Here is a 12,249-nt window from a genome sequence, read left to right as displayed (position 1 = left end):
TGGTGCAGCACGCTGTAGTTCGCACCCAGCTGCCGGTACTCGCGGCCCAGGGTGTTGAAGCAGTGCGGGCAGGTGACGACGATCTTGCGGTCGACGGTCTCGACGCCCTCGAACAGCCCGTCCAGGGTCTCCACGGCCTGGGCGGCCAGCTGCTGGAACAGGAACTCGTTGCCCGAGCGGCGTGCCGAGTCGCCGTTGCAGGACTCCCCGGTGCCCAGCACCAGGTACTTCACGCCGGCGACGGCCAGCAGTTCGGCGACGGCCTTGGTGGTCTTCTTGGCCTTGTCGTCATACGCGCCGGCACAGCCCACCCAGAACAGGTATTCGTAGCCGTCGAAGCTGTCGACGTCCTCGCCGTAGACCGGGACGTCGAAGTCGACCTCGTCGATCCAGGAGGTCCGGTCCGACGCGTTCTGGCCCCACGGGTTGCCCTTGGTCTCCAGGTTCTTGAACAGCACCGACAGTTCCGAAGGGAACTCCGATTCCATCATCACCTGGTAGCGCCGCATGTCGATGATGTGGTCGATGTGCTCGATGTCCACCGGGCACTGCTCGACGCAGGCGCCGCAGGACACGCAGGACCACAGCACGTCGGGGTCGATGGCGCCGCCCTGCTCCTCGGTGCCGACCAGCGGGCGGGTGGCCTGCTCCGGCCCGGACCCGACGACGCGGCCGAAGCCCGACTCGGGGACGTGGTGGATCTCGGCGTGCTTCTCGCCGGACAGTTCCTCGCCGATCCCGCCTTCCGGCGTGCTCTCGAGGGGACCTTCCTTATCGCCCAGGATGTAGGGCGCCTTGGCCATCCAATGGTCGCGGAGGTCCATGATGACGAGCTTGGGCGACAGCGGCTTGCCGGTGTTCCACGCCGGGCACTGCGATTGGCAGCGCCCACACTCGGTACAGGTGGCGAAGTCCAGCATGGCTTTCCAACTGAAGTCCTCGATCTTGCCGCGGCCGAATTCGGCGTCGTCGGGCGGGTTTTCGAAGTCGATCGGCTTGCCGTCGTACTCCAGCGGCAGTAGCGGCCCCAGGCCGTTGGGCAGCCGCTTGAAGATGACGTTGATCGGCGCGGTGAAGATGTGCATGTGCTTGGAGTGCAGCACGATGATCAAGAACGCCAGCATGACCGCGATGTGCAGCAGCAGCGCCACCGTTTCGATGATCTCGTTGGCGGGCTGGCCAAGTGGCCGCAGGATCGCGCCGAACAGCTGCGACAGGAAAGCTCCATTGCCGTAGGGCAGCGTGCCGTTGTTGACCGCGGACCCGCGCACCAGCACGTAGGTCCAGATGACGTTGAAGATCATGAACAGCACGAGCCAGGCGCCGCCGGTGTGCGAGCCGTAGAACCGGGACGCGCGGCCGATCTCGCGCGGGCTGCGCAGCACCCGAATGATCGCGAAGGTGGTGATACCGAGGAAAACCCCGGTCGCGAAGAAGTCCTGCAGGAAGCCCAGCGCGTCCCACCGGCCGATGACCGGGATGTGGAAGTTCGGCTGGAAGAGCAGGCCGTAGGCCTCGATGTAGACCGTGAGCAGGATGAAGAATCCCCACATGGTGAAGAAGTGCGCCAGGCCGGGGATCGACCACTTCAGCAGCTTCCGCTGCCCGAAGACCTCGGAGACCTCAGCCCAGACTCGCTGGCCGGGGTCGTCGGTGTGCCCCGGTGCCGGCCGCCCGGACGTGATCAGCTTGAACAACCACAGGACACGCCGTCCGGCGAGTGCGGCGACGACCAGCGTCATGGCCATGCCCACGACCAGTCTGATGAGCATCTGCGTTGTCACAGAAAGTCTCCCCAATGCATTGTTGATTCAGGCTGCGCTTTAGTTGCCTGCTAAGCCCTGCTCATAGTTGCATCTCCGCAGCTTTCGATGCGAGAAAGGCTGCCCTAACTTGGCGTTCATCGATGCCTCTGGCCTGCTGCATTAGTGCCCGCATGGCCGTGTTACTTCCGTGGCCGTGATCAGCGCCACCGCTTTTGCCGACGCAGTGTCGTCCACGTCACGCGGAATACCCCCGCACACGCTACGAACACAGGCGAAAGCGCGAGCCCTCAGCGCCGGGACGGGGGTTCGAAGCGCCTGTCACGGGTCGTTGGCTGCGACTGGGTGGTGGTCGCTTGCGACGTCGTGGTCGGCGGGGCGCTCGTCGTCGTGGCGGTGGTAGCGGTCGTCGTCGGCGGTTCCGTGGTCGTGGTCGCCGGCTCGGAAGACGCCGGTGGCGGCGGAATGACCGTGACGGTGGTGGTGTCGTTCGGCCCGGTGATGGTCACGGTTTGCGACGTCTGCGGAGGCGTCGGCTCGGTCGCCGGGCTGGGGTTCAGCGGGCTGGACTTCGCCGTCAACAGGTTGATCGCCAGCAGGACGGCCACCAGCACGGCCGCGGCCGCGCCGGCGACTCCCAGGACCAACGCAGTGCGTTTGTACCAGGGCAACCCGCCCTGCTCCGCGGAGTCGTCGAACGCCGTCGCCTGGCGCCCGTATTCGCCGGTGGCGTCGCGGCCGGTGTAGGGCACGGGTTCGTTCGCGTCGTCGGCATCCTGCGACCAGGCCAGGGCGCCGTCGACGTCGGTGGCCTGGGCGGCCCAGGCGGCCTGGGTCATGTCGATCCCGGCGGTGTTGACCATCTGGGTCGGCGTTTCGACGGCGGCACCCGCCATGGTCGGAGCCCCCGCCGACCCCTGCTGGTCGCCGAGCGTTGCCGCGCCGACGGCAGCGCTGAACGCGGGCTGCGGGGTGGCGTGGATGGGCACCCGGAAGCGCTCCGACAGGCGCGCGGCCAGCGACGGGATGTTCGCGCCGCCGCCGACAACCGCCACGGACGCCAGCCTGGCTTCGGGAATAGAGTTGCGCCGCAACGTCTCTGCGATGGTGCCGAGCAGCCGGTCGAGCGGTTCGGCGATGAGTTGGTCGAACTCCCGACGAGACAGCCGCACTTCGTCACCGGGAGCCCTGGCGATCGTCGCCTCCGCGGCCGTCGACAGGTGTTCCTTCGCGCGCCGGCAGTCGCTGAGCAGCCGGGTCTGCGAGCCGATCCGCGTGGTGGCGCCAATGTCGGCGACGGTCGCGTCGGACGCCCGCAGGTGGTTCAGGATGAGCTGATCGATTGCGTCACCGGAGAATTCGGCGTATCGGACCGACGGGCCGATGCGCGAAAAGTGTGACTTGGCGTCCATCAGGGTGACGGTGGTGCCGCTGGCGCCGAAATCGCACAATGCGATAACGCCGTCGACCGGGAACCCCGGCGTGCTGCGCAGCGCGGCGAGCGCGGCGGTCGCATCGGACACCAGCGCCGGAGCCACCCCCTCGCGGGCGAGATCGGGCTGGGCGAAGAACTCCTCGCGCAGCGCGCTGAACTGGGCATCGGACCAGTAGGCGGGCACCGCGATGGTGATCGGTTTGCCGTAGCCGACCGTGCGCGCCAACGCCTCGATCGCTTCGACCGTCAGCACCTCGCCGAGGTACTTCGTCCCGTCGGCCGCGACCAGCGGCGCCCGGTCACCGACGCGTTCGACGAATCCCCTTAACACCAGCCCGGGTTCGGTCAGGCTCGGGTTCTCCTCGGGCAGGCCGATCTCGGTGGGGCGGTGCTCGAACAGGGTCAGCACCGAACTGCGAGTCACCGGGGCACGACCCGCGCGGGCCGCCACCAGGTTGGCCGCCCCGATCGATAGCCCGAGCGACTCGCTCATATCCCGCACCTCTGTGTCAGTAGTCTCGCCCCCGCCCGACCGGCGGTCTCACCGTAGCCGCCGTGGATTCCAGCGAGTGTAGGGCGCCGCTTCGACAGCTCAACCTTGATCTGGCCGCAACCGAATCGTTAGCGCAGCCCGGGCGGAACGGTGATCACCGTCGGCACCTCAGGAATCGTGATCACCGACGGCAGCTGGGGCAGGTGGTGATGATGCGTGGGTGCGGGCGCAGAGGGCTGCCGCGTCGGCTGTTGGGTCGGTTGCTGCTGTACCGGGGGTGCCTCGACCGCGCTGCTGCTCGGCGGAGTCGTGGTCGTGGTGGTCGACGTCGGCGTCGGCGTCGGCGTGGTGGTCGTCGTACTGGTGGTGCTCGTCGTCGGGGTCCGGGTGCTGCCCTGGTTTGCACCCAGCAGTTCCATCAGGCCGTAGATGATCAGTCCGATCAGGATGAGCACGAATACCAGCCAGGCGGCCAACAAGATGGGCTTGCGGTACCAGGGGGTGGGCTCGGATTCCTGGTCGAATGGATCTTGTGCCGCTGGCTGCTCTCCGCTGGGCTGCTCGAATGCGCCCTGGTCAACGCTGGGCCGCTTGGTGGTCTGCGCGTTGCGATCGAACGGGGAAGGCGGAGGAGCGGTGGGCGGCGCCTCGCCGGGCGGCGGGTGTCCGCTCATGCCGTAATCGGCATGCCGCGTCGGCTGGTTGTGGAAGTCGTCGCGTGGGCCGTTGGGTGCCACGGCATCGATGGTACTGACACCACCTGCCGACCTTCTGATGCCCGTCCGGTCGCCGGGGACGCCGCCCCGCTCAGAACGTGTTCACCTTGTCGATACTGACGAACATCCCGTGGCGGGTGTGGTCATTGGTGAAGCGGGTGCCGTCGGCGGCTGCGGTGATCGTCCAGCCCAGCGCGGCGTAGGTCTTGTAGTCGATCTGCACGGTCGGGATGGCCCCGAGGTTGCCGAGCACCCACTGAACCTTGCCGCCGGCGTTGATGCTGACGCCGTTGGCGTGCTCACCGTCCTGCAGGGGCGAGTTGGTGAACGGCGCCTCGCAGCCGACGGTGTCCTTGTTGATCTGGCAGCGCGTCACGCCGGATTTGGTTTCGATGAAGACGTAGCCGTTCGGGTCCGGCGGCAGCGGGATGGCGCCGGCCGGCGTGGTGGGGCTGGCCGGTGCAGTCGGCGGAGCGAGGCTCGGACCCGGGGAGGCGGCCGGCGGGGGCGACGGTGTCTGCCGCGGCGTGGGAAACGACGGCTCGGTCGGGCCTGCTCCCGGCCCGGCGACCGGTCTACCCCCAGTGGTGGAGCTGCAGCCCGATACCAACCCAGCACTCGCCAGCAGGGCGGCGAGCAGCAACGTACCGCCGGCAATACCCCGCCGCGTCTTCTCCGAAAATCGCACGCGCCCACTCCCGAGACATTCCAAATAGCCGGACTCAGGTTACGCATGAACCAGCGAAAGTTACTGCACCGAAGCACGAATCGATGCGGCGCCGATGATGAAGCTTTACCGTGGCGTGACCCGCCGCCCCGGGGTCTGAATCAGTCCTGTTGCTCCACAACGGATTCAGGTGCCATCGTCGGCTCGGTGGGCGAGGAGGCGGGCGCCGCGTCCTGGCTGAGCGCGAGCACGCGATGGCGCACCAGGAACCAGCCGCCGATGAGGGCGGGGATGCCGATGATCATCGCGCCGAGCAACCACGGGCCCTGCACCTTGTCGAACAGCATCAGGATCAGCACGACGACGAGGAAAACCAGCGTGAGGTAACCGCTGTAAGGGGCAAGCGGCATCCGGAAGTTCGGCCGCTCCAGCCTGCCGTGCTTCGCCAGCCAGTAGAGCCGCAACTGGCTGGCCACAATCGTTCCCCAGGCCACCACCACGCCGACCGCGGCGAGGTGGAGCACGATTTCGAACGCCTGGCTCGGTTTGACGGCGTTGAGCACGATGCCCAGCAGGCCGACGGCGCTGGTGAGCAGGATTCCGCCGTACGGCACACCGTTTTTCGACATCGGCGCGGTGAATTTCGGGCCGCTGCCGTTGATCGCCATCGACCGCAGGATGCGGCCCGTGGAGTACAGACCGGCGTTGAGGCTGGACAGCGCAGCGGTCAGGACAACGACGTTCATCACGCTGCCCGCCCCGTTGAAACCGACTTTGGAGAAGAAGGTCACGAACGGGCTGACGTGGTCGCGGTACGCGGTGTGCGGAAGCAGCACCGCCAACAGCACCGTCGACCCGACATAGAAGACCGCGATGCGGAACACCACCGAATTGATGGCCCGCGGCATGATCTTCTCCGGATTGATCGTCTCTCCGGCGGCGATGCCGACGAGTTCGACGGCGGCGTAGGCGAACACCACGCCGGAGGTGACGAGCACCAGCGGCAGCAAACCCGCCGGCAGCAGTCCGCCGTGGCTGGCCCACAGCGAAGTGCCGGTGTCGTGGCCGTCGACCTTGAAGCGGCCGACCAGAAAGACGGTGCCGACGACCAGGAACGTCACCAGCGCCAGCACCTTGATCAACGAGGCCCAGAACTCCAGCTCGCCGAAGAGCTTGACCGAGATCAAATTCATCGACAGCACCACCAGCAGCGCTACGAGCGCGAGGGTCCACTGCGGGATGACGTTGAGCGCCTGCCAGTAGTGGCAGTAGTGCGCAATCGCCGTGGTGTCGACGATCCCGGTCATCGCCCAGTTCAGGCAGTACATCCAACCCGCGGCGAAAGCGACCTTCTCGCCGAAGAATTCGCGCGCATAGGACACGAAGGATCCCGACGACGCGCGGTGCAGCACAAGCTCGCCCAGCGCGCGCAGGATCAGGAAGACGAAGACGCCGCAGATCGCGTACACCACGAACAGGCCCGGCCCGGCCGACGCGAGCCGTCCGCCCGCACCGAGGAAGAGACCGGTTCCGATCGCGCCGCCCAGACCGATCATCTGCAGTTGCCGGTTGTTGAGGGCCTTGTGGTAGCCCGTGTCTTCGCGCGCGAGCCGCTCGGCGGCGATCTCTTGCTCGGACATCGAGCTCCTATCGTCGAACGGTTCGACGTTTAAGCTAGGCCACCTCGGGCCGCGACGCCCACTCTTGGCCGAGACTGTCTCCTTTTGCTGTCCGAACGGGTCGTTACCGGCCCAGCAACCTCTCGGCGTTGCGATGGCTGATGCGCGCCCGGTCGTCGCGCGAGAGCGGAAGGCCGTCGAAGAACGCACGCGCGTTGGTCATCGACCCGAAGGGATAGTCGGCCGAGAACGCCACGCGCTCGACACCGACCTGCGCGACCAGGTTCGCGTACGTCGCAATGTCGTTGAAATTGGCGAATGTATAGGTGAAGTTGCGCCGCAGATACGTGCTGATCGGGTGTTGCAGCCCGGTCAGTTCCGGTTTCAGAGTGGCGTCGAACCGCGGCAGCATGAACGACGTCGCCTCGCCCATGTGCCCGATGATGATCTGCAGGTCGGGATAGCGGTCGAAGACACCGCCAACGATCATGCGCAGTACGTGCGTGGCGGTGTTGATGTGCCAGCCCCAGCCCACCGTGGCCAACGCGAACGTGACTTCGGGGGCGAACCCGGCATAGCTCGACTCGATGACGGCGGCCGGCGGGATGGTCGGGTGCAGGTAGATCGGGACCCGGAGCGCGGCGGCCCGGTTCAGGACCGGATCGAAGAAGGGGTCGTCCAGGTAGCGGCCCCGGCTGTGGCCGTTGATCAGCGCCCCGGGGAAGCCGAGCTGTCTGACGGCGCGCTCCAGCTCGTCGGCGCCCGGTTCGGGGGCGCCTGTCGGTACGGCGGCGAAGCCGGCCAGCCGGCCGGGATGGCGGCCGATCGCCTCGGCCAGTTCATCGTTGCAGGTCCGGGCCAGCCGCACCGCCTCCTGCGCGTCCAGCTGTTCCACGCCGGGTGCCACCAAGGAGAGCACCGCCAGATCGACGCCCGCCTCGTCCATCGCCGCGATGCGGCGGGGCCCAAGGTCGGCAATCGGCTCGGCGATCTCGGGCCGCGACGCCAGCCAGCTGCCCGGCCCGCGCAGGAATTCCGCTGTCGCGTAATGCTCTTCGAGCGCGATGGTGCGCAGCCGACCGTCCATGGCCTCGATTCAAGCACCCCGGCAAGAAATTCTCCGGCCCCGGGGAACAAGGCGCGACCCGCCGCCGTTAGCATAATCGACAAGTTGAGTCGACTGGACTCAAGCCTAGGTTGACAGAAGACCGTCGCCGGTAGCAGGCTTGAGCGAGGTTCACTCAGCATAGTGACACCAAAAAAGCTCTACACATCAGGAGGAATCACTATGGCTCGTGCGGTCGGCATCGACCTCGGGACCACCAACTCCGTCGTCGCAGTGCTCGAGGGTGGTGACCCCGTCGTCGTCGCCAACTCCGAGGGCTCGAGGACCACTCCGTCCATCGTCGCGTTCGCGCGCAACGGTGAAGTGCTCGTCGGACAGCCCGCCAAGAACCAGGCGGTCACCAACGTCGACCGCACCATCCGTTCGGTGAAGCGGCACATGGGCACCGACTGGTCCATCGAGATCGACGACAAGAAATACACCGCTCAGGAGATCAGCGCTCGCGTGCTGATGAAGCTGAAGCGCGACGCGGAAAGCTACCTCGGTGAGGACATCACCGACGCGGTCATCACCGTGCCCGCCTACTTCAACGACGCCCAGCGGCAGGCGACCAAGGAAGCCGGCCAGATTGCCGGCCTCAACGTGCTGCGCATCGTCAACGAGCCGACCGCGGCCGCCCTGGCCTACGGGCTGGACAAGGGCGAGAAGGAACAGACCATCCTGGTCTTCGACCTCGGTGGTGGCACCTTCGACGTCTCGTTGCTCGAGATCGGTGAGGGCGTCGTCGAGGTCCGCGCCACCAGCGGTGACAACCACCTTGGTGGGGACGACTGGGACGACCGGGTCGTCGAGTGGCTGGTCGACAAGTTCAAGGGCACCAGTGGCATCGACCTGACCAAGGACAAGATGGCGATGCAGCGGCTGCGTGAGGCCGCCGAGAAGGCCAAGATCGAGCTCTCGAGCTCGCAGAGCACCTCGATCAACCTGCCCTACATCACCGTCGACGCGGACAAGAACCCGCTGTTCCTCGACGAGCAGCTGACTCGCGCCGAATTCCAGCGCATCACACAGGATCTGCTGGACCGTACCCGTCAGCCCTTCCAGTCCGTGATCAAGGACGCCGGCATCTCGGTGTCCGAGATCGACCACGTGGTCTTGGTGGGTGGTTCCACCCGCATGCCCGCGGTGTCGGAGCTGGTCAAGGAGATGACCGGCGGCAAGGAGCCCAACAAGGGCGTCAACCCCGATGAAGTTGTAGCGGTGGGAGCGGCTCTTCAGGCGGGTGTCCTCAAGGGTGAGGTGAAAGACGTTCTGCTGCTTGATGTTACGCCGCTGAGTCTCGGTATCGAGACCAAGGGTGGCGTGATGACCAAGCTCATCGAACGCAACACCACGATCCCGACCAAGCGGTCGGAGACCTTCACCACGGCCGATGACAACCAGCCGTCGGTGCAGATCCAGGTCTATCAGGGTGAGCGCGAAATCGCTTCGCACAACAAGCTGCTCGGCTCCTTCGAGCTGACCGGCATCCCGCCGGCTCCGCGCGGCGTCCCGCAGATCGAGGTCACCTTCGACATCGACGCCAACGGCATCGTGCACGTCACGGCCAAGGACAAGGGCACCGGCAAGGAGAACACGATCAAAATCCAGGAGGGCTCCGGCCTGTCCAAGGAGGAGATCGACCGGATGATCAAGGACGCCGAGGCGCACGCCGAGGAGGACCGTCAGCGTCGCGAAGAGGCCGACGTTCGCAACCAGGCCGAATCGTTGGTCTACCAGACGGAGAAGTTCGTCAAGGAGCAACGCGAGGCCGAGGGCGGCTCGAAGGTTCCTGAGGACACGCTGTCCAAGGTCGACGGCGCGATCGCCGAGGCCAAGACGGCCCTGGGCGGGACCGACATCGCTGCGATCAAGGCCGCGATGGAGAAGCTGGGGCAGGAGTCCCAGGCGCTCGGCCAGGCGATCTACGAGGCCACCCAGGCCGAGGGCGCCGCGGCAGGCGGTCCCGAGGCCGGCGGCACATCCGCCTCCGCTGATGATGTTGTGGACGCGGAGGTGGTCGACGATGACCGGGAGTCCAAGTGACGCAAGGAAACCAGAAAGCCGACGGCACCGCTGAACAGGTAACTGTCACCGACAAGCGGCGAATCGATCCCGAGACCGGGGAAGTACGGCACGTCCCTCCCGGCGCCCAGCAAGGGGCGCCGGGAGGTGCCGGGCCGGCAGGGGGCGAGTCGGCAGGCAAAGTCGCCGAGCTGACCGCCGATCTGCAACGGGTCCAGGCCGATTTCGCCAACTATCGCAAGCGGGCCCTGCGCGACCAGCAGGCCGCGGCGGACCGGGCCAAGGCCGACGTGGTGAACCAATTGCTGGGCGTGCTGGACGATCTCGATCGTGCCCGCAAGCACGGCGACCTGGATTCCGGTCCGTTGAAGTCGGTGGCCGACAAGTTGGACGCCGCGCTGTCCGGTCTCGGCCTGACCGCGTTCGGTGCGGAAGGCGAAGACTTCGACCCTGTGTTGCACGAGGCCGTGCAGCACGAGGGCGACGGCGGCGAGGGCTCCAAGCCGGTCATCGGCACTGTCATGCGGCAGGGCTACCGACTCGGCGAGAACGTGTTGCGCCACGCCCTGGTCGGCGTCGTCGACACGGTCCCGGGCGACGAGACGGCCACGGCCGGCGAGTCCACCCAGGGCGCTGCCCAATCCAAGCCGACCGACTCCGACGATAACGCCGACGCGCCAGGTGAATAGACCACACAATCAAGACAAAAGAAAAGAAAGGTGAGAGGGGGTGACGCAATATGGCCCAGCGTGAATGGGTCGAGAAGGACTTCTACAAGGAGCTTGGCGTCTCCTCTGACGCCACTCCCGAAGAGATCAAGCGCGCCTATCGCAAGCTAGCGCGCGACTTGCACCCCGACGCCAATCCCGACAATCCGGCCGCAGGCGAACGATTCAAAGCGGTCTCGGAGGCACACAACGTGTTGTCGGATGCGGCCAAGCGCAAGGAGTACGACGAAACCCGCCGCCTGTTCGCGGGCGGCGGGTTCGGCGGGCGCCGGTTCGACGGTGGGGGTTTCGGCGGGTTCGGCGCCGGCGGCGATGGCGCCGAATTCAATCTCAACGACTTGTTCGACGCCGCGGGTAAGAGTGGCGGCGCCAACATCGGTGACCTGTTCGGCGGATTATTCGGACGCGGCGCCAGCGCCCGGCCGAGTCGGCCGCGCCGCGGTAACGACCTCGAGACCGAGACCCAGCTGGATTTCGTCGAGGCCGCCAAGGGCGTGGCGATGCCGCTGCGGCTGACCAGCCCGGCCCCGTGCACGAATTGCCATGGCAGCGGCGCACGCCCGGGCACCAGCCCGAAGGTGTGCCCCACCTGCAACGGCTCCGGGGTGATCAACCGCAACCAGGGCGCGTTCGGTTTCTCCGAGCCCTGCACCGACTGCCGGGGTAGCGGCTCGATCATCGAGCACCCCTGCGACGAGTGCAAAGGCACCGGCGTCACCACCCGCACCCGCACCATCAACGTGCGGATCCCGCCGGGTGTCGAGGACGGGCAACGCATTCGGTTACCCGGGCAGGGCGAAGCCGGGTTGCGCGGAGCCCCCTCGGGTGACCTGTATGTGACCGTACATGTGCGGCCCGACAAGGTGTTTGGCCGCGACGGTGACGACCTCACCGTGACCGTTCCCGTGAGTTTCACCGAATTGGCCCTAGGCTCAACGATTTCGGTGCCCACGCTGGACGGCAAGGTGGGCGTTAAGGTGCCCAAGGGCACCTCCGACGGCCGCATCCTGCGGGTGCGCGGCCGGGGTGTGCCCAAGCGCAGCGGCGGCAACGGCGACCTGCTCGTCACCGTCAAGGTGGCCGTGCCGCCCAACGTGGAGGGCACCGCGCAGGAGGCGCTGGAGGCCTACGCGGCCGCGGAGCGGGCAAGCGGATTCGACCCACGGGCAGGATGGGCGGGTAATCGCTGATGGCGAAGAACTCGCGGGAATCCGAGGCCCGAACCTTTCTGATCTCGGTGGCCGCCGAGCTGGCCGGCATGCACGCGCAGACCCTGCGCACCTACGACCGCCTCGGCCTGGTGAGCCCGCGCCGGACTTCCGGTGGGGGACGGCGTTATTCGCAGAACGACGTCGACCTGCTGCGCGAGGTGCAGCGGCTCTCCCAGGACGAGGGGGTCAACCTCGCCGGCATCAAGCGCATCATCGAGCTGACCAATCAGGTTGAGGCGCTTCAGCAGCGGCTCAAGGAGATGGCCGATGAGGTTGCCGTGTTGCGCGCCAACCAGCGCCGCGACGTCGCGGTGGTGCCCAAAAGCACCGCGCTGGTGGTGTGGCAGCCCCGCAAGTCCCGCTAGACCCTGATTGAGAATTGGGCGATCGCCGGTTCGCCGGGGCGGGCGCACCGGTAGCCGCCGCGGCTCAGGGCGTCGGTCGGTGCGGTCATCGGTTCGAAGCACACCAGGTCTTCTGACGGCGG

At 66.8% G+C, this 12,249-nt stretch carries 10 protein-coding genes and 1 pseudogene; 4 read left to right on the top strand and 7 right to left on the bottom strand.

Annotation, left to right across the window (positions count from 1 at the left end; translation table 11 throughout):
* The 6 genes from JOZ00_RS18965 to JOZ00_RS18940 all read right to left on the bottom strand — a co-directional run.
* Nucleotides 1-1,784 (bottom strand): heterodisulfide reductase-related iron-sulfur binding cluster (locus tag JOZ00_RS18965; RefSeq protein ID WP_293346347.1); only part of this gene is annotated, 1,784 nt, incomplete at its 3' end.
* A 269-nt stretch (nucleotides 1,785-2,053) separates the two neighbouring features.
* Nucleotides 2,054-3,691 (bottom strand): Hsp70 family protein, encoded by a 1,638-nt coding sequence (locus JOZ00_RS18960; RefSeq protein WP_293346345.1) that lies wholly within the window; start codon nucleotides 3,689-3,691, stop codon nucleotides 2,054-2,056.
* Nucleotides 3,692-3,819: 128 nt separating this feature from the next.
* Nucleotides 3,820-4,428, bottom strand: a complete 609-nt coding sequence (locus tag JOZ00_RS18955; RefSeq protein ID WP_293346343.1) for a hypothetical protein — start codon at nucleotides 4,426-4,428, stop codon at nucleotides 3,820-3,822.
* A 70-nt stretch (nucleotides 4,429-4,498) separates the two neighbouring features.
* Nucleotides 4,499-5,095: a hypothetical protein gene (locus JOZ00_RS18950; protein WP_293346341.1), complete on the bottom strand. Its 597-nt coding sequence runs from the start codon at nucleotides 5,093-5,095 to the stop codon at nucleotides 4,499-4,501.
* A gap of 140 nt (nucleotides 5,096-5,235) precedes the next feature.
* Nucleotides 5,236-6,714, bottom strand: coding sequence for an amino acid permease (locus JOZ00_RS18945; protein WP_293346339.1), 1,479 nt, complete (start codon nucleotides 6,712-6,714; stop codon nucleotides 5,236-5,238).
* Nucleotides 6,715-6,817: 103 nt separating this feature from the next.
* Complete coding sequence (locus JOZ00_RS18940) at nucleotides 6,818-7,780, bottom strand: amidohydrolase family protein (protein ID WP_293346337.1); 963 nt, start codon at nucleotides 7,778-7,780, stop codon at nucleotides 6,818-6,820.
* Nucleotides 7,781-7,981: 201 nt separating this feature from the next.
* Between JOZ00_RS18940 and dnaK the strand changes: the two genes are divergently transcribed.
* From dnaK to JOZ00_RS18920, 4 genes are read left to right on the top strand one after another with little or no spacing between them, the layout of a single operon-like run.
* The gene (gene dnaK / locus JOZ00_RS18935; protein ID WP_293346335.1) at nucleotides 7,982-9,844 is read left to right on the top strand and encodes a molecular chaperone DnaK; all 1,863 of its coding nucleotides are present in this window, start codon (nucleotides 7,982-7,984) and stop codon (nucleotides 9,842-9,844) included.
* On the top strand, nucleotides 9,841-10,512 hold the full coding sequence (grpE, locus tag JOZ00_RS18930; RefSeq protein ID WP_293346333.1) for a nucleotide exchange factor GrpE: 672 nt from the start codon (nucleotides 9,841-9,843) through the stop codon (nucleotides 10,510-10,512). The genes dnaK and grpE overlap by 4 nt, the downstream gene beginning before the upstream one ends.
* A gap of 50 nt (nucleotides 10,513-10,562) precedes the next feature.
* The gene (gene dnaJ / locus JOZ00_RS18925; RefSeq protein WP_293346331.1) at nucleotides 10,563-11,741 is read left to right on the top strand and encodes a molecular chaperone DnaJ; all 1,179 of its coding nucleotides are present in this window, start codon (nucleotides 10,563-10,565) and stop codon (nucleotides 11,739-11,741) included.
* Nucleotides 11,741-12,127, top strand: a complete 387-nt coding sequence (locus JOZ00_RS18920; RefSeq protein WP_293346329.1) for a helix-turn-helix domain-containing protein — start codon at nucleotides 11,741-11,743, stop codon at nucleotides 12,125-12,127. The genes dnaJ and JOZ00_RS18920 overlap by 1 nt, the downstream gene beginning before the upstream one ends.
* On the opposite strand, the pseudogene JOZ00_RS18915 reads toward JOZ00_RS18920, so the two are convergent.
* Nucleotides 12,124-12,249, bottom strand: a pseudogene (locus JOZ00_RS18915) (aldose 1-epimerase); the annotation flags it as partial. The gene JOZ00_RS18920 and the pseudogene JOZ00_RS18915 overlap by 4 nt on opposite strands.

The sequence above is a fragment of the Mycobacterium sp. genome (assembly GCF_019243155.1).
In the GTDB taxonomy this organism is placed as follows: domain Bacteria; phylum Actinomycetota; class Actinomycetes; order Mycobacteriales; family Mycobacteriaceae; genus Mycobacterium.
This window is presented reverse-complemented; position numbering and strand designations above follow the sequence as displayed.

What these genes read in the sequence shown, in the direction of transcription:
- JOZ00_RS18960 (WP_293346345.1), bottom strand. Translation starts at nt 3,691, where the DNA reads ATGAGCGAGTCGCTCGGGCTATCGATCGGGGCGGCCAACCTGGTGGCG.
- JOZ00_RS18945 (WP_293346339.1), bottom strand. Translation starts at nt 6,714, where the DNA reads ATGTCCGAGCAAGAGATCGCCGCCGAGCGGCTCGCGCGCGAAGACACG.
- JOZ00_RS18940 (WP_293346337.1), bottom strand. Translation starts at nt 7,780, where the DNA reads ATGGACGGTCGGCTGCGCACCATCGCGCTCGAAGAGCATTACGCGACA.
- dnaK (WP_293346335.1), top strand. Translation starts at nt 7,982, where the DNA reads ATGGCTCGTGCGGTCGGCATCGACCTCGGGACCACCAACTCCGTCGTC.
- dnaJ (WP_293346331.1), top strand. Translation starts at nt 10,563, where the DNA reads ATGGCCCAGCGTGAATGGGTCGAGAAGGACTTCTACAAGGAGCTTGGC.
- JOZ00_RS18920 (WP_293346329.1), top strand. Translation starts at nt 11,741, where the DNA reads ATGGCGAAGAACTCGCGGGAATCCGAGGCCCGAACCTTTCTGATCTCG.